The sequence below is a fragment of the Pseudomonas sp. VI4.1 genome, from assembly GCF_002029345.1.
Lineage (GTDB): Bacteria > Pseudomonadota > Gammaproteobacteria > Pseudomonadales > Pseudomonadaceae > Aquipseudomonas.
On sequence record NZ_MULM01000184.1, the window covers coordinates 82,935 to 107,746 of the forward strand.

25 protein-coding genes and 2 pseudogenes are annotated in these 24,812 nt (G+C 60.8%); 6 read left to right on the forward strand and 21 right to left on the reverse strand.

Annotated features, from left to right (window positions below; all coding sequences use genetic code 11):
• Positions 1-51 precede the first annotated feature (51 nt).
• The 20 genes and pseudogenes from ureC to cbiE form a co-directional block, all read right to left on the reverse strand.
• Positions 52-1,752: an urease subunit alpha gene (gene ureC, locus BZ163_RS32425; RefSeq protein ID WP_128874345.1), complete on the reverse strand. Its 1,701-nt coding sequence runs from the start codon at positions 1,750-1,752 to the stop codon at positions 52-54.
• Between the two features lie 300 nt (positions 1,753-2,052).
• Complete coding sequence (locus BZ163_RS32430) at positions 2,053-2,358, reverse strand: urease subunit beta (RefSeq protein WP_030128285.1); 306 nt, start codon at positions 2,356-2,358, stop codon at positions 2,053-2,055.
• Positions 2,358-2,891 (reverse strand): GNAT family N-acetyltransferase, encoded by a 534-nt coding sequence (locus BZ163_RS32435; RefSeq protein WP_128874346.1) that lies wholly within the window; start codon positions 2,889-2,891, stop codon positions 2,358-2,360. Before BZ163_RS32435 ends, BZ163_RS32430 begins: the two co-directional genes overlap by 1 nt.
• A 6-nt stretch (positions 2,892-2,897) precedes the next feature.
• Positions 2,898-3,431 carry a GNAT family N-acetyltransferase gene (locus tag BZ163_RS32440; RefSeq protein WP_128874347.1) on the reverse strand — a complete coding sequence of 178 codons (534 nt, stop codon included), beginning with the start codon at positions 3,429-3,431 and terminating at the stop codon, positions 2,898-2,900.
• 9 nt (positions 3,432-3,440) lie between these two features.
• Positions 3,441-3,743 (reverse strand): urease subunit gamma, encoded by a 303-nt coding sequence (locus BZ163_RS32445; protein WP_128874348.1) that lies wholly within the window; start codon positions 3,741-3,743, stop codon positions 3,441-3,443.
• Between the two features lie 155 nt (positions 3,744-3,898).
• Positions 3,899-4,738 (reverse strand): urease accessory protein UreD, encoded by an 840-nt coding sequence (locus BZ163_RS32450; protein WP_128874349.1) that lies wholly within the window; start codon positions 4,736-4,738, stop codon positions 3,899-3,901.
• Between the two features lie 56 nt (positions 4,739-4,794).
• Entirely contained in the window at positions 4,795-5,493 is a 699-nt protein-coding gene (gene urtE / locus BZ163_RS32455) for an urea ABC transporter ATP-binding subunit UrtE (RefSeq protein ID WP_128874350.1), read from the reverse strand.
• 129 nt (positions 5,494-5,622) lie between these two features.
• Positions 5,623-6,492, reverse strand: coding sequence for an urea ABC transporter ATP-binding protein UrtD (urtD, locus tag BZ163_RS32460; protein WP_128874351.1), 870 nt, complete (start codon positions 6,490-6,492; stop codon positions 5,623-5,625).
• Positions 6,489-7,568, reverse strand: a complete 1,080-nt coding sequence (urtC, locus tag BZ163_RS32465; RefSeq protein ID WP_128874352.1) for an urea ABC transporter permease subunit UrtC — start codon at positions 7,566-7,568, stop codon at positions 6,489-6,491. Before urtC ends, urtD begins: the two co-directional genes overlap by 4 nt.
• Positions 7,568-9,070, reverse strand: a complete 1,503-nt coding sequence (gene urtB, locus BZ163_RS32470) for an urea ABC transporter permease subunit UrtB (protein WP_128874353.1) — start codon at positions 9,068-9,070, stop codon at positions 7,568-7,570. The genes urtC and urtB overlap by 1 nt, the downstream gene beginning before the upstream one ends.
• A gap of 166 nt (positions 9,071-9,236) precedes the next feature.
• Positions 9,237-10,501 (reverse strand): annotated as a pseudogene (gene urtA / locus BZ163_RS32475) (urea ABC transporter substrate-binding protein).
• A 322-nt stretch (positions 10,502-10,823) separates the two neighbouring features.
• Complete coding sequence (locus BZ163_RS32480; protein WP_128874355.1) at positions 10,824-12,200, reverse strand: PepSY domain-containing protein; 1,377 nt, start codon at positions 12,198-12,200, stop codon at positions 10,824-10,826.
• Positions 12,201-12,411: 211 nt separating this feature from the next.
• Positions 12,412-12,870, reverse strand: a complete 459-nt coding sequence (locus BZ163_RS32485) for a DUF2946 domain-containing protein (protein WP_128874356.1) — start codon at positions 12,868-12,870, stop codon at positions 12,412-12,414.
• A 21-nt stretch (positions 12,871-12,891) separates the two neighbouring features.
• The gene (locus BZ163_RS32490; protein WP_128874357.1) at positions 12,892-13,371 is read right to left on the reverse strand and encodes a copper chaperone PCu(A)C; all 480 of its coding nucleotides are present in this window, start codon (positions 13,369-13,371) and stop codon (positions 12,892-12,894) included.
• Positions 13,372-13,418: 47 nt separating this feature from the next.
• Positions 13,419-13,817 carry a DUF2946 domain-containing protein gene (locus BZ163_RS32495; protein WP_128874358.1) on the reverse strand — a complete coding sequence of 133 codons (399 nt, stop codon included), beginning with the start codon at positions 13,815-13,817 and terminating at the stop codon, positions 13,419-13,421.
• Positions 13,818-13,934: 117 nt separating this feature from the next.
• A complete protein-coding gene (locus tag BZ163_RS32500) occupies positions 13,935-14,258 on the reverse strand; it encodes a DNA-binding protein (protein ID WP_128874359.1) in 324 nt (107 codons plus the stop codon).
• Between the two features lie 3 nt (positions 14,259-14,261).
• The gene (locus tag BZ163_RS32505) at positions 14,262-14,597 is read right to left on the reverse strand and encodes a type II toxin-antitoxin system RelE/ParE family toxin (protein WP_128874360.1); all 336 of its coding nucleotides are present in this window, start codon (positions 14,595-14,597) and stop codon (positions 14,262-14,264) included.
• Between the two features lie 55 nt (positions 14,598-14,652).
• A complete protein-coding gene (locus tag BZ163_RS32510) occupies positions 14,653-15,378 on the reverse strand; it encodes a cobalt-precorrin-6A reductase (protein ID WP_128874361.1) in 726 nt (241 codons plus the stop codon).
• Positions 15,375-16,472: a cobalt-precorrin-5B (C(1))-methyltransferase gene (locus BZ163_RS32515; protein ID WP_128874362.1), complete on the reverse strand. Its 1,098-nt coding sequence runs from the start codon at positions 16,470-16,472 to the stop codon at positions 15,375-15,377. Before BZ163_RS32515 ends, BZ163_RS32510 begins: the two co-directional genes overlap by 4 nt.
• Positions 16,465-17,676, reverse strand: coding sequence for a precorrin-6y C5,15-methyltransferase (decarboxylating) subunit CbiE (cbiE, locus tag BZ163_RS32520; protein ID WP_128874363.1), 1,212 nt, complete (start codon positions 17,674-17,676; stop codon positions 16,465-16,467). Before cbiE ends, BZ163_RS32515 begins: the two co-directional genes overlap by 8 nt.
• A gap of 166 nt (positions 17,677-17,842) precedes the next feature.
• On the opposite strand from cbiE, the gene BZ163_RS32525 reads away from it, so the two are divergent.
• From BZ163_RS32525 to BZ163_RS32550, 6 genes and pseudogenes are all read left to right on the forward strand, one after another.
• Positions 17,843-18,595 carry a hypothetical protein gene (locus BZ163_RS32525; RefSeq protein ID WP_128874364.1) on the forward strand — a complete coding sequence of 251 codons (753 nt, stop codon included), beginning with the start codon at positions 17,843-17,845 and terminating at the stop codon, positions 18,593-18,595.
• A gap of 112 nt (positions 18,596-18,707) precedes the next feature.
• Positions 18,708-20,030: a precorrin-3B synthase gene (gene cobG, locus BZ163_RS32530; protein WP_128874365.1), complete on the forward strand. Its 1,323-nt coding sequence runs from the start codon at positions 18,708-18,710 to the stop codon at positions 20,028-20,030.
• The gene (locus BZ163_RS32535; RefSeq protein ID WP_128874366.1) at positions 20,023-20,649 is read left to right on the forward strand and encodes a precorrin-8X methylmutase; all 627 of its coding nucleotides are present in this window, start codon (positions 20,023-20,025) and stop codon (positions 20,647-20,649) included. Before cobG ends, BZ163_RS32535 begins: the two co-directional genes overlap by 8 nt.
• Positions 20,646-21,380 (forward strand): precorrin-2 C(20)-methyltransferase, encoded by a 735-nt coding sequence (locus tag BZ163_RS32540; RefSeq protein WP_371916843.1) that lies wholly within the window; start codon positions 20,646-20,648, stop codon positions 21,378-21,380. Before BZ163_RS32535 ends, BZ163_RS32540 begins: the two co-directional genes overlap by 4 nt.
• Positions 21,380-23,082: pseudogene (gene cobJ, locus BZ163_RS32545) on the forward strand (precorrin-3B C(17)-methyltransferase). The gene BZ163_RS32540 and the pseudogene cobJ overlap by 1 nt, the downstream one beginning before the upstream one ends.
• Before the next feature lie 202 nt (positions 23,083-23,284).
• Positions 23,285-24,106 (forward strand): hypothetical protein, encoded by an 822-nt coding sequence (locus tag BZ163_RS32550; RefSeq protein WP_256579188.1) that lies wholly within the window; start codon positions 23,285-23,287, stop codon positions 24,104-24,106.
• Positions 24,107-24,166: 60 nt separating this feature from the next.
• Here the strand turns inward: BZ163_RS32550 and BZ163_RS32555 are convergent, their stop codons facing one another.
• Positions 24,167-24,763 (reverse strand): MarC family protein, encoded by a 597-nt coding sequence (locus BZ163_RS32555; RefSeq protein ID WP_064675696.1) that lies wholly within the window; start codon positions 24,761-24,763, stop codon positions 24,167-24,169.
• Positions 24,764-24,812 lie beyond the last annotated feature (49 nt).

Here is a 24,812-nt window from a genome sequence, read left to right on the forward strand (position 1 = left end):
CCAAGGCCTGGGAGCGTTTTTTGCTTTCAGGCCTTGTTTGTGTTCGGCCACTCAGAACAGGAAATACCGCTGGGCCATCGGCAGCACATCCGCCGGTTCGCACCACAACAGCACGCCATCGGCCTTGACCTGATAGGTCTGCGGATCGACGTCGATCTCTGGCAGGTAGTCGTTGTGAATCAAGTCGGTTTTCTGCACGTCGCGACAGCCTTTGACCACGGCGATTTTTTTCTTCAAACCCAAGGATTCCGGTACCCCGGCTTCCTGTGCCGCCTGGCTGATAAAGGTCAGGCTGGTGGCATGCAGCGAGCCGCCATAACTGGCGAACATCGGACGGTAGTGCACCGGTTGTGGCGTCGGGATCGAGGCGTTGGCGTCACCCATCAGGCTGGCCGCGATGGCGCCGCCCTTGAGGATCAGCGTCGGTTTCACGCCGAAAAAGGCTGGACGCCAGAGCACCAGATCCGCCCATTTGCCGACTTCCACCGAACCCACTTCATGGCTGATGCCATGGGTGATCGCCGGGTTGATGGTGTACTTGGCGATGTAGCGCTTGGCGCGGAAGTTGTCGTTGCCGGCACCGTCGCCCGGCAACGCACCGCGCTGTTTTTTCATCTTGTCGGCGGTCTGCCAGGTGCGGGTGATGACTTCGCCGACCCGGCCCATGGCCTGGCTGTCGGAACTGATCATCGAGAACGCGCCGAGGTCGTGCAGGATGTCTTCGGCGGCGATGGTTTCGCGGCGGATGCGGCTTTCGGCGAAGGCCACGTCCTCGGCGATGCTCGGGTCCAGGTGGTGGCAGACCATCAGCATGTCGAGGTGTTCGTCGATGGTGTTGCGGGTGAACGGCCGGGTCGGGTTGGTGGAGCTGGGCAACACGTTGGGGAAACCGCAGGCCTTGATGATGTCCGGCGCATGGCCGCCGCCCGCGCCTTCGGTGTGGTAGGTGTGGATGGTGCGGCCCTTGAAGGCGGCGAGGGTGGTTTCGACGAAGCCCGATTCGTTGAGGGTATCGGTGTGGATCGCCACCTGCACGTCGTATTGGTCGGCGACGTTCAGGCAGTTGTCGATGCTTGCTGGTGTGGTGCCCCAATCTTCGTGCAGCTTGAGGCCAATGGCACCAGCCTTGACCTGTTCGATCAAGGGCTCCGGCAGGCTGGCGTTGCCCTTGCCGGTGAAGCCGATGTTCATCGGGAAGGCGTCGGCGGCCTGAAGCATGCGGGCCAGGTGCCACGGCCCGGAAGTGCAGGTGGTGGCGTTGGTGCCGGTGGCCGGGCCGGTGCCGCCGCCGATCATGGTGGTGACGCCACTCATCAGTGCTTCTTCGATCTGCTGCGGGCAGATGAAGTGGATATGGGTGTCGATGCCGCCAGCGGTGAGGATCATGCCTTCACCGGCGATCACTTCGGTGCTGGCGCCGATCGCGATGGTGACGCCGGGCTGGATGTCCGGGTTGCCGGCCTTGCCGATGCCGGCGATGCGCCCGTCCTTGAGGCCGACGTCGGCCTTGACGATGCCCCAGTGATCGATGATCAGCGCGTTGGTGATCAGGGTGTCGACCACTTCGGCGGCCAATAATTGACTTTGGCCCTGGCCGTCGCGGATGACTTTGCCGCCGCCGAATTTCACTTCTTCGCCGTAGGTGGTGAAGTCCTTTTCCACTTCGATCCACAGCGCGGTGTCGGCCAGACGGACCTTGTCGCCAACGGTGGGACCGAACATGTCGGCGTAGGCTTGTCTTGAGATTTTCATGGGGTTGCCTTGGGATTCAATGGTTTTCGAGACCGCTCGCGTCGCTCGCTATCGCTGGCAAGCCAGCTCCTACAGGGGATTGCATTACAAGCCGAATGCCGGAGAACGCGATCGCATTCCGGCGCCGAATGCCGGCGAACGCGATTGCATTCCGGCGCCGAATGCCGGCGAATGCGATTGCATTTCAAGCCGATATGCCGGCGACCGCGATTGCATTCCGGCGCCGACATGCCGGTGAATGCGATTTCCCTTGTAGGAGCCGGCTTGCTGGCGAAGGGGCCGGTGCAGGCACTGCATAACTTAAAGGTCACCCATGATCCGTCCGGCAAACCCGAACACCCGGCGATGGCCGGCAAGGTCGACCAACTCGACTTCGCGACTCTGCCCCGGTTCGAAGCGCACGGCAGTGCCGGCGGGGATATTCAGGCGCATGCCGCGGCTGGCGGCGCGGTCGAAGGTCAGGGCGTCGTTGGTTTCGAAAAAGTGGTAATGCGAGCCGACCTGGATCGGCCGGTCGCCGCTGTTGGCGACCTTCAGGCTGAGGGTGCGGCGGCCGACGTTGAGTTCGATGTCGCCAGGCTGGATCTGGTATTCACCGGGAATCATCAATGGGCTCCCTGGAGGATTTTGTAGTAGAGCGCAGTGGGTTTGTAGCGGCCGCTCGGGTCGCAGGCGTAGTCGGGGATTTCACCGGCGCGGGTGTAACCCTGGGCCTTGTAGAAATCCTCGGCGGGGGAGCCGGCTTCAGTGTCGAGGTAGAGCATGCCGCGCTTGTGCTGGAGGGCGGCCGCTTCCAGTGCGCTCATCAACTGCTGGCCCAGACCCCGGCGACGCGCATGTTCGCGCACCAGCAATTTCTGCACTTCGGCGCGGTTCAGCCCGTTGGCTTTCTGGCACAGGGTCAGTTGCACGCTGGCCTGCACCTGCTCGTCCTTGACCACCACCCACAGCAGCACGTTGCCGCTGTTCAGGTTCTCTTGAACGTCATCGAAGTAGGCGCGTGCCTCAGTGGCATCCAGATTGGCCATGAACCCGACGCTGGCGCCATAACCCACGGCATCGAGCAGCAGATCGATCAAACCCTGGCGATAGTGGGCAAAGCTTTCAACATTGACGCGGCGCAGTTGGGCGGCGTTCATCAGGCGTTACTCCTTATTGGCGGCAGGTGGTTCTGCGCCAGGATTGAGGGTCAGCTGCATGAAGGTCAGGTCCAGCCAACGGCCGAACTTGGTGCCGACCTGGGGCATCTGCCCGCTGCTCACGAAACCGGCTCGTTCGTGCAAGCGAATTGACGCGGCGTTACCGCTTTCGATGGCGGCAACCATCACATGCTTGTCGCAGCCTTTGGCGCGTTCGATCAGCACGTCCATCAGCTGCGGGCCCAGGCCATTGCCGCGCTGATCGCTGCGTACATAGACCGAATGCTCCACAGTGTGGCGGAAACCGTCGAACGGCCGCCAGTCACCGAATGACGCGTAACCCAGCACCCTGTTATCGCTGTCGACGATCACCAGAATCGGATAGCCCTGGGCTTGCCGGGCGCTGAACCAGGCCTGGCGGTTGTCCAGGTCGACGATCTTCTCGTTCCAGATCGCCGTGGTATTGAGTACGGCATCGTTGTAGATATCGCGGATCGCCGGCAGATCGGCCTGCACAGCATCGCGGATGTGGTAAGTCATGGCGCGACCTCAGGCGATCGGTTGGTGAACGGTGACCAGTTTGGTGCCGTCGGGGAACGTCGCCTCGACCTGGATTTCCGGGATCATTTCCGGGATGCCTTCCATCACTTGTTCGCGGCTGAGCAGGGTGGTGCCGAAGTGCATCAGGTCGGCCACGGTCTGGCCGTCGCGAGCGCCTTCAAGCAACGCTGCGGAAATGTAGGCCATGGCTTCCGGATAATTGAGTTTCACGCCGCGAGCCAAACGCCGCTCGGCCACGAGGCCGGCGGTGAAGATCAGTAGCTTGTCTTTTTCGCGTGGGGTCAGGTCCATCGTTGGGAATCCATAATCGGCAGTAAAAAGGTATTGGAACTGTTGGTACGGCCCCCTGTAGGAGCTGGCTTGCCAGCGAAAGCGGTGTGTCAGTCGATACATGTATTGGCTGATCCGCCTTCGCTGGCAAGCCAGCTCCTACAGGGAGGCGGTGTTCAGGTGGCCCATATTCGGGGTGGGACGGCTTCTCGGCCCAGTAACGCCGGGCGCAACAACCGCCACACATCAATCAACCATCCCCGCGCCAACAATGCTTCACTGGCCAGGCACCGGGCAACCAGAATTCCCGGCAACTGCGTCAAATCCCCGCGCACGTCATGAGTCAGTGAACGGCACTTCTCCAGCAATTCACTATCGAGGTCGCCGGTCACCAGCAAGGTGGCAAACACCGGCTGCCCATCCAGGCCAATTGGCGAATCGAGCAACCCATCCCCGCCGACAATGCGCTGACGTTCGTGCCAGAGCAACCGGCCGTTGCGACGGATGTCGAGTTGCGCCTGAAAATGCCCGAGGTCGAAACGCTCGCCGCTGGCCGGTCGGCCCAGTGCCACCACGTCCCAGTAAAACAACCGGGCATCGCCTTCAAGCTCGACGCAGGTGCTCAGTTCAGCCTGCGCGGCACTGAAGATGATGGTCTCCTGCGGCAACCATTCCAGTGTCGCACCGCTCGCCACTTTCAAGGTCAGCTGCTGATAAGCGGGGCCGGCGGCGCGATACCATTTGGCCGCGCCAGGGCTGGTGATTTGCGCCCAGGCATCGCGCCCGACGCTGGCCGAGATGTCCAGCCGGTCACCCCCGGCAATCCCGCCCGGCGGATGAACGATGATGTGCTGGCAGACCTGCGGTCCTTCGGCATACAGATGCTTCTGCACCCGCAGCGGGCCTTTGTGCCGACGCTGAACCGGGCGCGTGCTGTCGCCGAATCGGGCGTAGCCCAGTTCCAGCTCGGCGTGCCAGCTTGGGGTAAACAGGGCAGTGGGGGCAGGTAGATTCATGGTTTCCAGTTATCGTCAGGACGCCGCAGATTAAATCGAAGCCTTGTATCGCGGCCTTATATGGTAACCAGGCCGCGCACGCCCTCGGCTTCCATATTTTCGCCACGGCCTTGCTGCACGATTTCGCCCCGGGACATCACCAGGTATTGATCGGCCAGTTCGGCGGCGAAGTCGTAGAACTGCTCGACCAGCAGAATCGCCATGTCACCACGGGCGGCAAGTTGCTTGATGACGGCACCGATCTCCTTGATCACCGAGGGCTGAATGCCTTCGGTGGGCTCGTCGAGAATCAACAACCGTGGACGGCTGGCCAACGCCCGGCCAATTGCCAATTGCTGCTGTTGCCCCCCGGACAAGTCGCCGCCGCGCCGTTGCTTCATCTGCAGCAGTACCGGGAACAACTCGTAGATGAACGCCGGGACTTCCCTGGCCTCGGAGCCGGGAAACCGCGACAGGCCCATCAGCAGGTTTTCTTCCACGGTCAGGCGGCCGAAGATTTCCCGACCCTGGGGCACATAAGCAATCCCCGCGTGAACCCGTTGGTGCGGCTTGAACGCGGTGATCGGTTTACCTTCCCAGTTCACCGCGCCTTCCTTGGCCGGCAACAGGCCCATCAGGCACTTGAGCAGGGTGGTCTTGCCGACTCCGTTGCGCCCCAGCAGGCACGTGACTTCACCGACCTTCACCTCAAACGTCAGGCCCCGCAGGATGTGGCTACCGCCGTAGTATTGGTGCAGCTTGTCGACTTGCAGCATTCTCAAATTCTCCTCGATCCCCTGCAGGCGCTGGCTTGCCAGCGAAGGCGTCTTCCTAGGCGATAAATACGTCGACTGATCACCGCCTTCGCTGGCAAGCCAGCTCCTACAGGGGTTGTGTTTGCAGGTCTATCGGCCGAGGTAAACCTCGATCACCCGCTCGTTGTCCTGCACCTGTTCCAGCGACCCTTCGGCCAGCACACTGCCCTGATGCAACACGGTGACGTGGTCGGCAATCGACCCGACAAAACCCATGTCATGCTCCACTACCATCAGCGAATGCTTGCCGGCCAGGCGCTTGAACAACTCGGCGGTGAATTCGGTTTCGGCATCGGTCATGCCCGCCACCGGCTCATCGAGCAGGAGCAGTTGCGGGTCTTGCATCAACAGCATGCCGATCTCCAGAAACTGCTTCTGACCATGGGACAACAAGCCCGCCGGGCGATTGACCGAGGTGGTCAGGCGAATGGTATCCAGCACCTCGCTGATGCGATCTCTTTGTTCGCCACTCAGCCGAGCCCGCAGGCTGGCCCAGACCGACTTGTCGGTTTTCTGCGCCAGCTCGAGGTTTTCAAACACGCTCAGCGCTTCGAACACCGTCGGCTTCTGGAACTTGCGGCCGATGCCGGCCTGGGCGATCTGCACTTCGCTCATCTGCGTCAGGTCCAGGGTTTCGCCGAACCAGGCCTTGCCGTGACTGGGCCGGGTCTTGCCGGTGATGACGTCCATCAACGTGGTCTTGCCCGCGCCGTTGGGGCCGATGATGCAGCGCAGTTCACCGACGCCGATGTACAGGTTCAGATTGTTCAGGGCCTTGAAACCATCGAAGCTGACGCTGATGTCTTCCAGGGTCAGGATGGTGCCATGGCGGGTGTCCAGGCCGGGACCCGCACTTTGACCGAGGCCGATGGCGTCGCGGCTGCTGCCGGCGTCCTTGTTGGGCTCCACCGGGAAAAACGCCGGTTCGAGCATGAATTCAGCCGTCGCTGTCACTCTCATTGATCACCCCTTTTTTTCAGCAGACCAATCACACCTTTGGGCAGATACAAGGTCACGACAATGAACAGCGCGCCGAGGAAGAACAGCCAGTATTCGGGGAAGGCCACGGTGAACCAGCTCTTCATGCCGTTGACCACCCCCGCGCCGAGCAGCGGACCGATCAAGGTGCCGCGACCACCCAGTGCCACCCAGACGGCCGCCTCGATGGAGTTGGTCGGCGACATTTCACTCGGGTTGATGATGCCGACTTGCGGCACGTACAGCGCGCCGGCCAGGCCACACAGTACTGCGCTCAAGACCCAGACAAACAGCTTGAAGCCCCGCGGATCGTAACCGCAGAACATCAGGCGATTTTCCGCATCGCGCAGGGCGGTCAATACCCGGCCAAATTTGCTCTGCGCCAGACGCCAGCCGATCAACAGGCTCGCCACCAGCAACACCACCGTGGCGAAAAACAGCACGGCGCGGGTGCCGGGTTCGGTGATGCCAAAACCGAGAATGGTGCGGAAATTGGTGAAGCCATTATTGCCGCCAAACCCGGTTTCGTTGCGAAAGAACAGCAGCATCCCGGCGAAGGTCAGGGCCTGGGTCATGATCGAGAAATACACGCCCTTGATCCGCGAACGGAAGGCGAAGAAGCCGAACACCAACGCCAATAATCCCGGGGCCAATACCACCAGGCAAATCGACCAGAGGAAGCTGCTGGTGCCGGCCCAGTACCACGGCAATTCGGTCCACGACAGAAAGGTCATGAACGCTGGCAAGCCATCGCCCGAGGCCTGGCGCATCAGGTACATGCCCATCGCGTAACCGCCGAGGGCGAAGAACAGGCCGTGGCCCAGAGACAGCAGGCCGGCGTAACCCCAGACCAGGTCCAGCGCCAGGGCGACGATGGCATAGCACAGAATCTTGCCCACCAGCGTCAGGGTATAAGCCGAAACGTGAAACGCACTGTCCGGCGACAGCAGCGAGAGCAGCGGCAATGTCAGCAGCAGAACGAGGACCACCGCGCCGACAGCGATAGTGACCTTGGGGCCGGCCTTTTGGCTGGCGGTGAGCATCAGAGGCTGGTTCATCAGTCGATCACCCGTCCTTTCAGTGCGAAGAGGCCTTGCGGACGTTTCTGGATGAACAGAATGATCAGCGCGAGGATCAGGATCTTGCCGAGCACCGCACCGATCTGCGGTTCGAGAATCTTGTTGGCTATGCCCAGGCCGAAGGCGGCCAGGACACTCCCGGCCAACTGACCGACACCGCCGAGGACCACCACCAGGAACGAGTCGATGATGTAGCTCTGGCCGAGGTCCGGGCCGACATTGCCAATCTGGCTTAGAGCGACGCCACCGAGACCGGCAATACCCGAGCCGAGACCGAAGGCGAGCATGTCGACGCGCCCGGTGGGCACCCCGCAGCAGGCGGCCATGTTGCGGTTCTGGGTGACGGCGCGCACGTTCAAACCGAGGCGCGTCCTGTTCAACAGCAGCCAGGTCAGCACCACCACAAACAGCGCGAAGGCGATGATCACGATGCGGTTGTAGGGCAGCACGAGGTTGGGCAGCACTTGAATCCCACCGGATAACCACGCCGGGTTGGCCACTTCAACGTTCTGCGCGCCGAACACCAGTCGCACCAGCTGGATCAGCATCAGGCTGATACCCCAGGTAGCGAGCAAGGTTTCCAGCGGGCGGCCGTAGAGGTGGCGAATCACCGTGCGCTCCAGCGCCATGCCGACCGCGGCGGTGACGAAAAAGGCCACCGGCAAGGCGATCAGTGGATAAAACTCGATGGCTTGCGGGGCGTAGCGCTGGAACATCAACTGCACGACATAGGTCGAGTAGGCGCCGAGCATCAGCATCTCGCCGTGGGCCATGTTGATCACGCCGAGCAGGCCGAAGGTGATCGCCAGGCCGAGGGCCGCGAGCAGCAGAATCGAGCCCAGCGACATGCCGCTGAAGGCTTGGCCAAGCATCTCGCCGATCAGTAGTTTGCGTTTGACCTGAGCCAGGCTGGTTTCGGCGGCGATGCGTACCGCGGCATCGGCTTCGACGCCCGGTTCGAGCAAACCTTCCAGGCGGGTGCGGGCCAGCGGGTCGCCGGTTTCGCCGAGCAGCCGGACCGCGGCGAGGCGCACGGTCGGGTCGCTATCGACCAGTTGCAGGTTGGCCAACGCCAGGCTTAACGCTGCGTGAACGCTTTCATCTTTTTCGCCCGCCAGTTGCTGGTCGAGGAACGTCAGCTGCGCCGGTTTGGCGCTTTTCTGTAATTGCTGCGCGGCGGCCAACCGGACTTTGGCGTCGGCGGCGAGCAGTTGGTGGCTGGCCAGCGCGGTGTCGATCAGGCCTCGCAGGCGGTTGTTCAGGCGCAGGGTTTTCGGTTGGCCATCGATGGTCAGTTCGCCTTGTTGCAGGGCGTTGATCAGTTCGATGCGGGCCGGGTTCGGCTGCGCGGCCCAGGATTCCAGGAGTTTGGCTTGCTGCACGGGATTGGCGGCAACGAAGTCTTCGGCGTCGCTGGCCTGCACGGCCATCGGTAATAAAAGCGCGAGTGCAAAGATAAAACGGTAAAGGGCGGTGGGCATGTCGAACGTCCTGGTCATACGCGGACCTTGTAGGAGCCGGCTTGCCGGCGAAGGCGGTGGGTCAGCTGCATCGATGCTGGATGTGCCGCCGTCTTCGCTGGCAAGCCAGCTCCTACAGGTGTTGTGTCGGGCCCAGGGTGAGAGTCTGGGCCCGGCATCGCGGGGCTTAGTTGCTCTTCACCGCATACTCCGGCTTCTTGTCGTTGCCCGGAATGAACGGGCTCCACGGCTGGGCACGGATCGGGCCTTCGGTCTGCCACACCACGTTGAACTGACCATCAGCCTGAATCTCACCGATCATCACCGGCTTGTGCAGGTGGTGGTTGGTCTTGTCCATGGTCAGGGTGTAACCGGACGGCGCGGCAAAGGTCTGGCCGGCGAGGGCTTCGCGGACTTTGTCGACGTCGGTGGACTTGGCTTTTTCGGCCGCTTGCGCCCACATGTGGATGCCGACGTAGGTGGCTTCCATCGGGTCGTTGGTCACCGCTTTGTCGGCGCCCGGCAGGTTGTGTTTCTTGGCGTAGGCTTTCCAGTCGGCGACGAACTTCTTGTTCGTCGGGTTCTCGACCGACTCAAAGTAGTTCCACGCCGCCAGGTTGCCCACCAACGGTTTGGTGTCGATGCCGCGCAGTTCTTCTTCACCGACCGAGAACGCCACGACCGGTACGTCGGTGGCTTTCAGGCCCTGGTTGGCCAGTTCTTTGTAGAACGGCACGTTGGAGTCGCCGTTGACGGTAGAGATCACCGCCGTCTTGCCCCCGGCGGAGAATTTTTTGATGTTGGCCACGATAGTCTGGTAATCGCTGTGGCCAAACGGGGTGTAGACCTCTTCGATGTCCTTGTCTGCCACCCCTTTGGCGTGCAGGAACGAGCGCAAGATCTTGTTGGTGGTGCGCGGGTAGACGTAGTCGGTGCCCAGCAGGAAATAGCGCTTGGCGCTGCCGCCTTCTTCGCTCATCAGGTATTCCACTGCCGGGATCGCTTGCTGGTTCGGTGCGGCGCCGGTGTAGAACACGTTCGGCGACATCTCTTCGCCTTCGTATTGCACCGGGTAGAACAGCAGGCCGTTGAGTTCTTCGAACACCGGCAGTACCGATTTACGCGACACCGAGGTCCAGCAACCGAACACCACGGCCACTTTGTCCTGGGTCAGCAACTGCCGGCCTTTTTCGGCGAACAGCGGCCAGTTCGACGCCGGGTCCACTACCACCGGTTCGAGCATCTTGCCGTTCACGCCGCCCTTGGCGTTGATCTCGTCGATGGTCATCAACGCCATGTCCTTGAGCGAGGTTTCGGAGATCGCCATGGTGCCGGACAACGAATGCAGGATACCGACCTTGATGGTCTCGGCGCCTGGACAGTCCAGGCCATGCCCATCGCGGCAATGCTTGCCGATAGTGTGAAAGCCTTGATCAAGCTGCGACGCTTCATTGTGCGATCTCCATGAACGTAGGTGTTTTTTTTGGTTGGCAGATGCGGAGTACTGAAGGGTCTTTAGCAAGGGCTGTGCCTGGTCGGCAAAAGGCAGGAAAATGTCGTATTAGAGCGGTTGCGCCATTTTATGGCGCACCATGAAGGATCGCGTCTGGCGCGTTGGTGCGCAGCGGTGCGCCAGATTGGGGCGCAGTAAACGCAATCTTGATCCCCTGTAGGAGCTGGCTTGCCAGCGAAGGGGCCATAACATTCAACATCTATGTTGGCTGTTATACCGCCTTCGCTGGCAAGCCAGCTCCTACAGGGAGGCGGGGGTGATTCAGGAAGAGGAAGCCGATTCGGTTTGCCGGGTGAAGCGCGACAACAACACCCGATCCAGCAGCCACACCACCACCAGCGAAGCCCCCACCAACGGAAACGCTATCGCCAGCCCGAACATGATGACCATCGCGGTTTTCCATTTCGGCAGGTCGTGACGCAGGGGCGGAACCCCGAGTTTGCCTTGCGGGCGACGCTTCCACCAGATCACCACGCCGCTGACGGCGCTGAGCAGGATCATCAGGCAGATCAGCAGCACGACGATCTGGTTGAACACACCGAACATCTTGCCTTCGTGCAGCATCACCCCCATTTCCGTGGCGCGGGCGACGTTGCCGTAATGCTCCCAGCGTACGTCGGCGAGGACGTCGCCGGTGTATTGGTCGACATGCAGGGTGGCATCGTTACGCGGGTCGTCGGCGAAGACGGCGATGGTGAAGACGCCGGTGGCCGTGGTCGGGAAGGTGATGCTGTAGCCCGGCTCGACCTTGCGTTGTTCGGCGATATTCTGCACGTCTTGCAGGCTGATGGTCGGTGCGGCGGGATCGGCTTGGGCAGTACCCTGGGCCATGTGTTCGGCGTGGTCGCCGGACATCGGCATCGGTGTGTTTTCCATGGCCCATGGCACGGTCTGGCGCGTGGCACTGTTGAGGCTGCGCGCCTCGACGTCGGACTTGGGCATGTCATTCCACATCGCATCCGGGAACACGTTCCACACGCCAGCGTATTGCTTGCCCCAGAACCCGGTCCAGGTCATGCCGCTGAGCAGCATCACCAGCAGAAACGCCGCGCCCCAGAACCCGGTGACCGCGTGCAGGTCACGCCAGAGCACTCGACCGCGACTGCTCAGGCGCGGCCACAGGACGCCGGCGGCCTGGCCTCGTGGCCACCACAAAAACACCCCGGAAACCACCAGCACGATGCCCCAGCCGGCGGCGAGTTCGACCAGTCGATCGCCGAGGGTGCCGATCATCAATTCACCGTGAATCGCACGCGCCACCGCTTGCAGATTCATCTTGGCATCTTGCTCGCCAAGGATGTCGCCACGGTACGGGTCGAGGAACACGTTCAGTTCGTTGCCGGCATCGAGTACGACAAACTGGGCGCTGCGTTCGGCGTTCACCGGTGGCAGATACTGCTTGATCGTTGCTTGTGGATAAGCCTCTTTGACCCGCTTGAGCAGCTCGTCGGCCGGTACGCTGTGGTGACCGGCCGGGACGTTCAGCAAGCTGCCGTACATCAACGGATCGAGTTGCGGTTTGAACAGGTAGATGACGCCGGTCAGGGCCAGCATCACCATGAAGGGCGCGACGAACAGACCGGCATAGAAATGCCAGCGCCAGGCCAGGTTGTAGAAATTCGGTTTGGGCTGTTTCATCGGTTGTGCTCCGCTGGCGAATCAATTGCTTGTAAAGATCGCAGCCTCGTTTCACTCGACAGCGCCTACAGGGTGTACGCGTTCCCATGTAGGCGCTGGCGGAGCCTGCGATCTTTTAACTGTTCTTGTTAGATACCCATGTCCAATACCGCACGACACGGCCGGCAGCCGGCGGCTGTCTTCTGAGCTGTGTGAGATCGGAGGCGGGTGTTTACGCGACTATGGGTGGAGCGCGGGTGCGGGCGCCGGGGAACACGGTTGCCCGGGCATGGCCCAGACGGGGGGAGGGGGTGGTGTAGGTTGTGGCTTTGGGTGTGTCGAATGCGACGAAGGACTGGCCGCCGGTGAGTGCCGGGCAGTTGAACAGCAGGCTGCAATAGCCGCATTTTTCCCAGAGTGCGTGATGGTCGGCCTGGGGCGGGCAGTGCTCGGCATCGGGTTGCTCGTCGTGATCGGCGTGCGCCATCGCCGACCTGTCCATGCCCATGTCCATCGACAGGCTCATGGAGGTTTTCATCAGTGCAGACGCGCGCTGATCCATCGGCATCGACTGGGAAATCAGCGGGCCGATAAAGATCATCAACATGGCAAACAAGCCAATCCAGCGGCCGCGGGTCAGGCTCAATGGCTGACGACGGCTTGCGGATGACCTGGCGCGAAGCGGGCGCATGGGCGTGTTCAGCTCTGCCGGTTACTGGGCGTGCGCGTGCGTTTGCAGGCCGTCCGGGGCCTTTTTCTGCACCGTGACGTCGACGGTCACCTCACCCGCCTTTTCGAAATGCATCGTCAGCGGGAATTGTTTACCGTCGCTCAGCAGGCTGCGGTCTTTGAGCTCCAGCAGCATCACGTGATAGGCCATGGGGGCGAAAGTGACTTCGCCACCTGCGGGGATTTCGACGCTCGGCACCTGCTGCATTTTCATCAGGTCGTTCTGCTTCACATGCTCGTGCAACTGGGCGATGCCGGCAATCGGCGAGTCGACGCTGAGCAATCGGTCAGCGGTTTTACCGCTGTTATGAATCACGAAGTAAGCCGCAACGGTCGGCGCGTTGGGCGGCAACTCCAGCGACCAGGGGTGAGCGATTTCCAGCTCGGCGGCCTTGTATTCGTTAGCATTGGCAAAGCAGGCAGGCAGCAGCAACGCAGCCAGAACGATGAGTTTGTTCAACATGGCAGTTCTCCGGAACGATTCAAGACGCAGTCAATTGCGAGAAGGAATCACACCAGGGGAGAAGCGCGGGGGTTGAGACTCGGCCATTGCTGGCGCGGAGTGGGCGTTTCAAGCGTGGCCGCGGGACGGCTTCGATTGGCCTCGAAACGGGTGTAATACAGCTGCGGCACATGCCCGGGCAACGCCACCAGTGGTGCGGAGCCGGAACAGCACCAACAATGCTGCATGTTGGAATGATCGTCGCCCTGCGGGGCTTTCTGCTGGGTGTCGCCCAGGGAAATCGCCACCATCTTCGTGCCGCTGGACGAACAGAAACTGCCCCACAGCACCTGTTCGGCAGGCGATTTCGCCGTTTGCGCCATCGCTCCGGTCATCGGCATGGCGAGCATGTTGAACAGCACTGCGAAGCAGGCGATCCAGGCAATTGCAAGCCGTTGTCGGGACATGGGACGAATCCGGTGGGTGGGCGATCAGGCGCGGCTATTTAGCCTGATCAGGGCCGATAAGTAAAAAAGCGGCGTGCGGTGTGGTGTCGCAGTAAAAGCTGCTGATTTTTCACGCCTTCAATGGGTACGCACCGCATGCACTTGTATATCCACTCGCAGCGTAGCGCGAACCACCGCGAATATTGCAGCCAGATTGTCCATGCTTGGGTTGCCCTTGGCAGACAACATTCGATGAAGGCTCTTGCTGGGTTTTGCAGTCTCCTTGGCCAATTCTTCGAAACCAACGGTGGCATTAACGAGATCGCGCAAAATGATTCTGGCCATTTCAGGCTCACCATTAAGAAACAGAGTAGCAGCCTCATCCAACAATGCCTGGGCGAACTCCGGATCACGCTGGGCACGCTCGGCAATGGTATGTTTGTAGCTTCGAGTGAGCGCCATGACTTATCTCCGGTTTCGTTCAGCTTTCTTTCGGGTTCGAAATTCGGCTATGAGTGTTTTTGCCCGTTTGATATCGGATTTTTGAGTGGACTTATCGCCTCCGCCAAAGAGAATGATCAGGCGTTTCCCCTCCTGCACCAAGTAGATTCTGTAACCTGGACCCCAATTTATTCGATATTCGCCAAAGCCATCGAACCACTTGATGTTGGATGTGTTACCTAGCTCCAGTCGGACCAGCGCGCTGGATACCTTAAGCGCTGCCTGCGTATTCAGGGTGGAAAACCAGCGCCCAAAAGGGCTTGTTTCGTTTTCCAGCAAATATTCTTCAAGTGTGATCACAGGCGACTCTGAAGGTAACAAATAGGTTACTGATCATGCAAGCCGATAATCTGCCTCACTGAGTGAAAGCCGCCAATGCGTTAAGTGTTTCCTCAAGCGTCAAAAGCTCCCGATCAACCCCCGGCAACACCGGCCGCTTCAGAACAATCACCGGCACCCCGCGCTCCCGCGCCACTTCCAGCTTCGGCTCGGTGGCAGTGCTGCCGCTGTTCTTGCTGATCAGCACATCAATCTGGCGACGTTCAAACAGCTCGCGCTCATCCTCGATCAGGAACGGTCCACGGGCGCCGATCACTTCGCAGCGCTCGTTGCCCGGATAAACCTCCAGCGCACGCAAGGTCCAGAATTGCTCCGGCGGAATTTCATCCAGGTGCTGCAAGGGTTCGCGGCCGAGAGTGAACAGCGGTCGCCGGAAAGGTTTGAGTGCCTGGATCAGCTCGGCCCAGTTGCTGACTTCACGCCAGTCGTCCCCGGCTTGTGGTTGCCAGGCCGGACGTCTCAGGGCCCAGCAGGGAATAGCGCTTGAGCAAGCGGCGGTCGCTGCGTTCTGACTGATTTGTGCGGCGTAGGGGTGAGTCGCATCCAGCAACAGATCGATCCCTTCAGCGCGGATGAACTGCGCCAGTCCGTCGGCGCCACCATAGCCGCCGACGCGAACCTGGCAGGCCAGATCAGTCGGTACGCGACCGACCCCGGCCAGGCTGTAGATGTGTTCCGGCCCAAGAGTCCGGGCGATGGCCAGGGCTTCCGTCACCCCGCCCAGCAACAAAATGCGTTTCATCGAAAGGCTCCTGCGTGGCCGACAATCCCGCCCTGGCGATCGATGGCAAATACTTCGACCTGAACCTGCGCCGGCACCACGCTACGGGCAAACTCCAGCGCGTGCCGGCATACCGCATCGCCAAGGGCGATCCCGGCGGCGCTGGCCATGGCCAGGGCTTGCTGGCTGGTGTTGGCTTCCCGGATCGCTTGCTGCAAAGCCTCATCGGCGCCGATGGCGGCAGCCCACTCGGCCAACTGCGGCAGGTCGATGCTTGAGTGCCGACTGTGCAAATCCATGTGTCCGGCCGCCAGCTTGCTGATCTTGCCGAACCCGCCGCACAGGCTGAGCTTGGCCACCGGCACCTTGCGCAGGTGCTTGAGCACCGCACCCACGAAGTCGCCCATTTCGATCAGGGCGATTTCCGGCAGGTCATAGACCCGGCGCATGGTGTCTTCGCTGGCGTTGCCGGTACAGGCGGCGATGTGCAGGTAACCGTTGGTTTTGGCCACATCGATACCCTGATGGATCGAGGCAATGTAGGCGGCGCAGGAGAATGGCCGGACGATGCCGCTGGTGCCGAGAATCGACAGCCCACCCAGAATGCCCAGGCGCGGGTTCATGGTTTTCAACGCCAGCGCTTCGCCGCCCTCGACGTTTACCGTGACCTCGAAACCGCCGCGATAATCGAGTTCCTCGGCGAGCTGGGTCAGGTGGTCGCTGATCATCTTGCGTGGCACCGGATTGATCGCCGGCTCGCCGACGCCCAGCACCAGGCCTGGCCGGGTGACGGTACCGACGCCACGGCCGGCATTGAAGCGAATGCCCGGCGCAGCATCGAGGCGTACCTGCGAATACAGCAGGGCGCCATGGGTGACGTCCGGATCGTCCCCGGCATCCTTGAGGGTTCCGGCTTCGGCGCCCTCATCCAGCAGCCGACAGAATTCCAGGCGCATCTGTACCTGCTTGCCTTTAGGCAAGACGATTTGCACCGCATCCGCGCTCACTCCGCAGAGCAGCAGGCGAGCCGCCGCGAGGCTGGTGGCGGTGGCGCAGCTGCCGGTGGTCAGGCCGCTGCGCAGCGGTGCGGGTTGTTCGGCGGTTTCGTCACGCATCGAAGGGCTTGACCACGTCCAGCAAAGTAATCGGCAACGCCTGGCGCCAGGTATCGAAGTCGCCCAACGGCTGCGCCTGGGCGATATGGATGCGCGTCAGCTCGCCGCCGTGCTGCTCGCGCCAGGCCATGAGGGTCATTTCGCTCTGCAGCGTGACCGCGTTGGCGATCAGTCGTCCGCCAGGTTTCAACCGGGCCCAACAGCTGTCCAGCACGCCATCGCGGGTCACGCCTCCGCCAATGAAAATCGCATCCGGGCGTTCGAGGCCGTCCAGCGCTTGCGGCGCACTGCCGCGAATCAGTTGCAGGCCGGGCACGCCGAGGGCATCGCGATTGTGCTCGATCAATTGCTGGCGCCCCTCATCGGCTTCAATCGCCAGTGCGCGGCAACTGGGGTGGGCGCGCATCCACTCGATGCCGATCGATCCACTGCCGGCGCCGACGTCCCATAACAGTTCGCCGGGAACCGGGGCGAGACGGGCGAGGGTGATGGCGCGTACGTCGCGCTTGGTCAATTGGCCGTCGTGCCTGAAGGCCGAATCCGGCAGGCCGGCCAGTCGCGACAGGCGCGGCGTGGTCGATTCGGCGATGCAATCGATGGCGATCAGGTTCAAGTCGGCGATTTGCGGATCGGTCCAGTCGTTGGCGACTCCGTCGATGCGTCGCTCGGCTGCGCCGCCCAGATGTTCCAGCACGCTCAGGCGACTGGGCCCGAACCCGCGCTCGCGCAACAGCGCAGCGATTGCGGCAGGGCTTCGGCCGTCGTTACTCAATACCAGCAGGCGAGCGCCGCTGAATAATTGTGCGTTGAGCGCGGCGACAGGACGGGCGACCACCGACAGCGTCACCACATCTTGCAATGGCCAGCCCAATCGCGCCGAGGCCAGAGAGCAGGAAGAGGACGCCGGCAAGATCAACATTTCATTGCTCGGCAATTGCCGGGCGAGGCTGGCGCCGACGCCGAAGAACATCGGATCGCCACTGGCCAGCACGCAAACCGGCTCGCCTCGCATGGCCAGCAACGCATCGAGGGAGAACGGACTGGGCCAGGTGTGGCGCTCCCCGCGGATGCAGGGTGGCAACAGGTCCAACTGTCGTTGGCTGCCGAAGATCTTCGACGCGGCCAGCAACGCATGCCGGGCAGACTTGCCCAAACCGGTGAAGCCGTCCTCACCAATACCTGTCACGGTCAGCCAGGGTGCCATAGGTGTTCTCTATTCATCTGCATAAAGCGGCGCATGATAACGCGGCGGCAGTGAATTCGAGTAATGGAATGTATGAAGTTAACTGCACTGGTCAGTGGCTGGTGGATCTGAAGTTGTATAGCCTGATTCTTATGGAAGGATTTATTAATAGTCAAATGGATGAACTATGGATCTCAAGAAAATAGCAGGCCTGGACTTGACGGCTTATTCTGAAGCGTTTGAACGTGATTTTGCACCCGGAAATATAAAGGCCGTTCAACGTCGTGCCTTGCTGGATCAACGAGCGGCTGCCGGATCGCTGTTGGGCGGTAATCTGATCAGTACGGCAAGGGGCATGACACGACAGGACAAGCGAGACGTCAACTCAAGCGTCCGGTACGCCCAGTGGTATGCAAGTCAGGAACGCAATCGTGATACAGACGCTCAGGGCTGGTTTTCCTTGTTTGCCGTCGTGCTAGGAGACATGGGTTGGGAGGTCGACGAAAAACGGGTCGTCGAGCAAAGTTACGATAACTTTTCAGGCAGGGTAAGTCAGACTTACTTACACCGGATTGCAGCAATTAACAGCCAGATGGCGAAAGTTACCCAAGAGATGTTTGAAGCGCTATTGGTTAATACTTCGGTGCTGGGGGCATTGTCCACGGAAAGTCGGCGTGGCAGGGAGTTTGCGATCGCCCCCGCTGAATATGATAACCAGGGGCGGTTGTCACTGGATTTGAATGATTTCTCCTTGAGGGCGCGATCCCGGCGCGAGAATTTTCTGTTTTGGGACTGGAACGAGGGCCATGTGACGCTCATGCATCGAGCGGCACCTTTCACCCTGAACAGAGTGAGATTTGAACAAGTCCGATCGCCGTTGAGTGACCGGCTCGATCGGATCGCAGACACCTTGTTCGAGTTCTATCAGGAGCGTCTGTGAGGGAGGCCGGAGCATTTGCGACACGCGGACTTATGATGCCGCGCGGTAAAGCAGGCATAATACGGCTCGCCTCCGTCAGGAGGTGCGTCCACTTCTGATCCGGTCATCCCCTTTGAACAAACTCCCTGTATCCCGCGCTTTACGCCCCTCGGCTTGTCCGGGGTTGCTGCGTATCGTACAGGCCAGAGATGGTGGTATCTGCCGGATAAAACTCGCAGGCGGCGCCATCAGTGCAGTGCAGGCCAATGCCGTTGCCGAGGGTGCGCAGCGTTATGCCCGTTCAGTGATCGAGGCCACCAACCGGGCTAACCTGCAGATTCGCGGCATCGCCAACGAGCAGGCAGCGTTGATCGAAAGTCTGCTCGCCGCAGGCCTTGGCCCTGCGAATGCGGCGGGCGACGATGTGCGTAATCTGATGCTGAGTCCGAGCGCGGGAATTGATCGCCAGATGCTGTTCGATACACGTGACCTGGCCCGGCGGATCCTCGCCACCCTGCAAGGACATGCCCCCTTTCACGCACTCAGCGCCAAATTCGCGGTGCAACTCGATGGCGGCGAAAGTCTGGCGATGCTTGAGCATCCCCATGATCTGTGGTTGTCGGCCGTCGAGCATGAGGGCGAGCGGCGGTTGGCTTTCGGCCTGGCGGGATGTCCCTCGGATCGGCCGGCGGGTTCTGTTGCACTCGAAGATGGCCATGCTGTGGTGGTCGCAGTACTCGAATTGTTCCTGGAGCTGGCGGCTCCCGAACAAACGCGGATGCGGCATTTGCTGAGCAGTGTGCCGGCCGCCAAGTTCCTCGCCCGGCTGGCCGAGCGTGTGCCCTTCGAACCTGTTGCAAACTGGCAGCGTTCATTGAATTCAAGCGTTTTGCACATTGGCGCTCATCCGCAGGCGCAAGCCGGTCATGTCTATGTCGGCGCCGTGCCGCCGCTGGGCCGGCTCGATTGCGCCATGCTCCGAGGCGCCGCTCGACTGGCGCAGGAATACGGTGATGCAACGCTGCGGTTCACGCCATGGCAAAGCCTGCTGTTGCCGAACATTCGCAGCGAAAACGCCGCCGAAGTCATCCGCCGCCTGCATCAGTTGGGCCTGTTGTGCGAAGCCGATCAAGCCTTGTCGCGGTTGATCGCCTGCACCGGTTCGACAGGGTGCGACAAAGGCCTGGCCGACACCAAGGGTGATGCCCTGCAACTGGCGGCTCTGCTGCAGGGCCATGCTCAAGTCTCAAACGTTCATCTGTCCGGTTGCTCGCGCTCCTGTGCCGCTGCGCATGTGGCTCCGGTCACGCTGCTGGCTGCCGGCCCCGGTCACTACGACCTCTATTTTCGCGATGCGCGGCAGCCGGGTTTCGGCGCCCTGCACGCACGCAACCTTACTATTGAAGCGGTCGGCGCCTTGCTCGACGCCCGTTCACGGAGCCCCCTTGATGCTTGATTACATTCGCGACGGTCAGGAGATCTATCGCAATTCCTTCGCGATTATTCGCGCCGAGGCCAATCTCGACCGGATACCGGCCGATCTGGAGAAACTTGCGGTACGGGTGATCCACGCCTGCGGCATGGTCGATGCGATAGACGGTCTGCAGTTTTCCGCAGGCGCGGGCAAGGCCGGGCGTGAGGCGCTGGCCGCCGGCGCACCGATTCTGTGTGATGCGCGGATGGTGTCTGAAGGCGTGACCCGCACCCGTTTGCCAGCGAACAACCAGGTCATCTGCACCCTGCGCGATGACAGCGTCCCCGAACTGGCCCGCGAGTTGGGCAACACTCGATCCGCCGCCGCGCTCGAACTGTGGCGACCGCACCTGGAGGGCAGCGTGGTGGTGATCGGCAATGCACCGACCGCGCTGTTTTATCTGTTGGAAATGCTCGATGCCGGCGCCCCGAAACCCGCGCTGATCCTTGGCTTTCCAGTGGGCTTCGTTGGCGCCGCCGAATCCAAGGCTGCGCTGGCGGCGGACAGTCGCGGCGTGCCTTTCGTCATCATGCAAGGCCGGCTGGGCGGTAGCGCCATGGCCGCCGCCGCCGTCAATGCCCTCGCCACGGAGATCGAATGATGCAGGCACCTGGACGATTGATCGGCCTTGGCGTCGGCCCCGGTGATCCGGAGTTGATTACTGTCAAAGCCCTGCGTCTGCTGCGCGAATCGCCAGTGGTGGCGTACTTCGTCGCCAAGGGCAAGAAGGGCAACGCGTTCGGGATTATCGAAGCGCATCTGCAGGACGCTCAAACCTTGCTGCCCCTGGTGTACCCGGTGACCACCGAAGCGTTACCGGCGCCGCTGTCTTATGAGCAAGTGATCAGCGATTTCTACGATACGGCCGGCCAGCAACTGGCCGCGCATCTCGACGCCGGCCGTGACGTCGCGGTGATCTGTGAAGGTGACCCGTTCTTCTACGGTTCCTACATGTACCTGCACGATCGTCTGGCCGAGCGTTACGAGGCTGAAGTCGTGCCGGGTGTCTGTTCGATGCTCGGCGGCGCTTCGGTACTCGGTGCGCCATTGGTGTATCGAAATCAGAGCCTGTCGGTGCTGTCCGGCGTGTTGCCGCACGATGATCTCAAGCGACGCCTGGCGGATGCCGATGCGGCGGTGATCATGAAGCTGGGGCGCAACTTCCCGAAAGTCCGTCAGGTATTGAAGGAGCTCGGCTTGGCCGACCGTGCGCTGTACGTCGAACGCGCGACCATGGCCAATCAGAAGATCGTGCCGCTGGATCAGGTCGAGCCGATGTCGTCACCTTACTTTTCGCTGATCATCGTCCCTGGTGAAAGGTGGCAAGGCTGATGACTCGTCCAGCTCCGGCGATTGTCATTCTCGGCAATGGCAGCCTCGCGACCGCGCGTAAAATTCAGCAGGCTTACCCCGGCGCGTTGATCCATGGTCTGGCCGCACGGGTCGAGGGTGCGGATCGTGAATATCACGAATTTGGCACCACCCTGCGCGAACTCTATCAGCAGGACACTCCCATCATTGCCCTGTGCGCAGCCGGCATCGTGATCCGCACCCTGGCGCCGCTGCTGCTTGAAAAGGGCGCCGAGCCGCCGGTGCTGGCCGTTGCCGAAGACGGCAGCGCGGTGGTGCCGCTGCTCGGTGGTCTGGGCGGCGTGAATGTCCTGGCACGAGAAATTGCGACTGTGCTGGACGTGGCGGCAGCGATCACCACCAGTGGTGAATTGCGTTTCGGCACGTGCCTGCTCAATCCGCCAAGCGGGTATGCCCTCGGCGATCTGGAACTGGGCAAGCGCTTCGTTGCCGATTTGCTGGCGGGTGAAACAGTGCGCATCGAGGGGGCGGCCCCATGGTTGGCGCAAGCACAGTTGCCGGAAAATCCGCGAGCACGGCTGGCGGTGCATGTCGGTCATGCCGAGCGCGAGCCTGCGGCCAACGAACTGTTGATCTATCCGCGTAACGTAGTGGTCGCGGTGAGTGCCCGCGCAGTCAGTGTGCCCGGCGCCGTTCGCGACGCGTTGCATCGGGCAAAGGTCGCCGTGCAATCGGTGGCCTGTCTGCTGGCTGCCGACACCGAAATGGCCAGTCCGACGCTGCGTGAAGCGGCGCTTGAGCTGGGCGTGCCGTTGCGCTTTGCCGACGATGTCGGTGCGCTCAGCACGCTGGCAAGCAATGCCATCGAGCAGCCTGTATTGATCCTGGGTGATGAGGCCATTGCCATCGCGGTAGCCGAGAAACCTGTGGATCCCTTGAGGATTGGCCGTCTGCGCGGCCGACTGGCGGTGATCGGTCTGGGCCCTGGCGCTGCCGAACTGATGGTCCCGGCGGTCAAGGCCGAGCTGGCTCGCGCCAATGACGTGCTGGGTTACGAAACCTATGTGCGCATGGCCGGCCCATTCCGCGCCGACCAGGTGATGCACTGCACCGACAATCGTGAAGAGATGCAGCGTGCGCGTCACGCATTCGCGCTGGCGGCGCAAGGGCGTTCGGTAGTGGTGGTTTCATCGGGCGACCCGGGTGTTTTTGCCATGGCTGCGGCGGTGCTGGAAGCCCTGCACGAGTCCACCGATCCGGCGTGGCACAACGTCGATCTGGAAATCTTGCCGGGCGTTTCCGCGTCCCTGGCAACAGCCGCCCAGGCCGGTGCCCCCTTGGGTCATGACTTCTGTGTGCTGTCGCTGTCTGACAACCTCAAACCGTGGGACATTATCGAGAAGCGCCTCGATCTGGCGTCACAGGCTGACCTGGCGCTGGCGTTCTACAACCCGATTTCGCGTTCCCGTCCATGGCAGCTTGGCCGGGCGCTGGAAATCGTCGCTCGACATCGTACGCCTCAGACGCCGGTCTCCTGGGGCGCGACATCGGTCGCCCAGGACAGACGCTACGAGTGACGACGCTTGGCCAGTTGACTCCGGACCAGGTGGATATGCGCACCATGGTCCTGGTGGGATCGTCTACTACCTGCGTATTTGCACGTCCAGGCGGCGGCGATTGGGTGTACACCCCGCGCTGGTACGGAGAGAAACCCACCTCCTGAGCCGTGCTCGTTATTGAAAAAGCCATGGCGACGAGTGTTTACTCCAGTTGCCGTGGCTTTTTATTTTTGGTCTCGTGAAAAAAAGCGCCAGAGTATGTAGGTTAATTCCTTAAGTTAATGGTTTGTTCTTTTTTGATTTTGACAATGTTGAAGTTCTTTGTTGGGTGCGATAGGTTTTAGTGGAGAGCTAATTCAGGCTGTCGTGAATATTCAAATAAAAGGATTTATTGAAATGAATAGGGTGAATGAAGTAGAAGCGAGTGCTTATTTCGATCAATGTCTTGAACAGTGTCGAGCCAAACTTGAACGTGTCGGTCCGAAAGCTCGTGTGCGTTCGGCGGCTACGTTACCGATTGATAGGGATGAGCTGAATGCCGCAGTCATGGGTGGCGCTGTAGTTGGTTTTCTGGAGGGAATGACCCGGCGTAACAAACGTATTGTAAAAAACACGTACGCGTACGCCGATATTGCTTCAAGGTTCTTATACCCAGGTAAAGCAGCGAAAGTGGCTCGTTATGAATGCTTCAAAAAGCTAATGTTTTCGATGGGCTGGACCGAATATTACGGCGCTTTCACTGAATACAAGTCCAGCACCGCTAAGCTTACAATGGACAATATAGCCTTGGATATTGTTCATTCTGCTGTCGGTGGTTTGACGGGGTCCGCGGCGAGTGCGCTGAAAGTTGTCGCGGACAAAACCGTTGAGGCGCTAAAGAAACAACCTGATGCCGTCAAGCTTCTCGAGCATCATGCGGCCGAAGCCAACGGTGCAGGCTTTGGTGTGTCTGCGTGCAAACAGGACGATGATGCTGAAGTGACGATGGTCGTGGGTACGTTGCGTTATGACTCATCGGCGGGTAATACAAAAATTCTTTTTGTGGAATGGGACAGTGCCGATGTCGAAATCCATCAAGGTAAAGCTCACTTCAGTATTCACGAGGACGACCTGAGGAAAGAGGCTGAGTGCATCCAGTATCTCGACGATCTCAGAGAAGTTATTTTCATGGAATTCTCGCCGGTTTAAATGACGTTCAGTTGCCAGAGGCGTCCAGCTCGGGCCTCTGGCTTTAAGTCGCGGCTGCCGCTAAGGCACCAGATACCCTTTCACCCCGGTAAAAATAATCTGTGCTGCCAACGCACACACAAACAACCCCATCAATCGACTGACAATCTGCAATCCCTGGTCACCCAGAATACGTTCGATGCGGTTGGACAGATAAAGCACCACCCCGACGGTGAAACTGGCCAGGGCAATACTGACAATGGCCATGAGCTTGTCGTCCCAGTGCGGCTGGCTCACGCCCATCACCAGCAGGGCGCCGATGGTGCCGGGGCCGACCGTCAGGGGAATGGTCAGCGGAACGATGGTCACGTCCTGTTGCACGTTGTCGGTCTGCACCGCCGACTTGCCCTGGGCCATGCCCAATGCCGAGATGAACAGCACGCTGCCGGCGCCGATGCGGAAGGCGTCCACGGTGATGCCGAAGACATTGAAAATCACTCTGCCGAACAGATACAGCAAGACGCTGGACACCAGCGTGGCAGTCGCCACTTTCCAGGCTAGCCGGCGTTGTTCCTTGCGCGAATAACCGCGGGTCAGACTGATGAAGCAAGACAATACGAAGAACGGGCTGTAGAGCACCAGCATCTTCAGGTAAACGCTGAACAACACGTGGAGCATGGTGCACGCTCACTGGCGAGGGAAGTCGAGGGGGAGTCTATCAGGCACT

What these genes read in the sequence shown, in the direction of transcription:
- urtD (WP_128874351.1), bottom strand. Translation starts at nt 6,492, where the DNA reads ATGAGAGTGACAGCGACGGCTGAATTCATGCTCGAACCGGCGTTTTTC.
- BZ163_RS32555 (WP_064675696.1), bottom strand. Translation starts at nt 24,763, where the DNA reads ATGCTCCACGTGTTGTTCAGCGTTTACCTGAAGATGCTGGTGCTCTAC.
- BZ163_RS32435 (WP_128874346.1), bottom strand. Translation starts at nt 2,891, where the DNA reads ATGAACGCCGCCCAACTGCGCCGCGTCAATGTTGAAAGCTTTGCCCAC.
- BZ163_RS32525 (WP_128874364.1), top strand. Translation starts at nt 17,843, where the DNA reads ATGGATCTCAAGAAAATAGCAGGCCTGGACTTGACGGCTTATTCTGAA.
- urtC (WP_128874352.1), bottom strand. Translation starts at nt 7,568, where the DNA reads ATGAACCAGCCTCTGATGCTCACCGCCAGCCAAAAGGCCGGCCCCAAG.
- ureC (WP_128874345.1), bottom strand. Translation starts at nt 1,752, where the DNA reads ATGAAAATCTCAAGACAAGCCTACGCCGACATGTTCGGTCCCACCGTT.
- BZ163_RS32540 (WP_371916843.1), top strand. Translation starts at nt 20,646, where the DNA reads ATGATGCAGGCACCTGGACGATTGATCGGCCTTGGCGTCGGCCCCGGT.
- urtE (WP_128874350.1), bottom strand. Translation starts at nt 5,493, where the DNA reads ATGCTGCAAGTCGACAAGCTGCACCAATACTACGGCGGTAGCCACATC.
- BZ163_RS32535 (WP_128874366.1), top strand. Translation starts at nt 20,023, where the DNA reads ATGCTTGATTACATTCGCGACGGTCAGGAGATCTATCGCAATTCCTTC.
- BZ163_RS32440 (WP_128874347.1), bottom strand. Translation starts at nt 3,431, where the DNA reads ATGACTTACCACATCCGCGATGCTGTGCAGGCCGATCTGCCGGCGATC.
- BZ163_RS32490 (WP_128874357.1), bottom strand. Translation starts at nt 13,371, where the DNA reads ATGTTGAACAAACTCATCGTTCTGGCTGCGTTGCTGCTGCCTGCCTGC.
- BZ163_RS32510 (WP_128874361.1), bottom strand. Translation starts at nt 15,378, where the DNA reads ATGAAACGCATTTTGTTGCTGGGCGGGGTGACGGAAGCCCTGGCCATC.
- BZ163_RS32445 (WP_128874348.1), bottom strand. Translation starts at nt 3,743, where the DNA reads ATGGACCTGACCCCACGCGAAAAAGACAAGCTACTGATCTTCACCGCC.
- cbiE (WP_128874363.1), bottom strand. Translation starts at nt 17,676, where the DNA reads ATGGCACCCTGGCTGACCGTGACAGGTATTGGTGAGGACGGCTTCACC.
- BZ163_RS32485 (WP_128874356.1), bottom strand. Translation starts at nt 12,870, where the DNA reads ATGCGCCCGCTTCGCGCCAGGTCATCCGCAAGCCGTCGTCAGCCATTG.
- BZ163_RS32500 (WP_128874359.1), bottom strand. Translation starts at nt 14,258, where the DNA reads ATGGCGCTCACTCGAAGCTACAAACATACCATTGCCGAGCGTGCCCAG.
- BZ163_RS32480 (WP_128874355.1), bottom strand. Translation starts at nt 12,200, where the DNA reads ATGAAACAGCCCAAACCGAATTTCTACAACCTGGCCTGGCGCTGGCAT.
- BZ163_RS32495 (WP_128874358.1), bottom strand. Translation starts at nt 13,817, where the DNA reads ATGTCCCGACAACGGCTTGCAATTGCCTGGATCGCCTGCTTCGCAGTG.
- BZ163_RS32430 (WP_030128285.1), bottom strand. Translation starts at nt 2,358, where the DNA reads ATGATTCCCGGTGAATACCAGATCCAGCCTGGCGACATCGAACTCAAC.
- urtB (WP_128874353.1), bottom strand. Translation starts at nt 9,070, where the DNA reads ATGCCCACCGCCCTTTACCGTTTTATCTTTGCACTCGCGCTTTTATTA.
- BZ163_RS32450 (WP_128874349.1), bottom strand. Translation starts at nt 4,738, where the DNA reads ATGAATCTACCTGCCCCCACTGCCCTGTTTACCCCAAGCTGGCACGCC.
- BZ163_RS32515 (WP_128874362.1), bottom strand. Translation starts at nt 16,472, where the DNA reads ATGCGTGACGAAACCGCCGAACAACCCGCACCGCTGCGCAGCGGCCTG.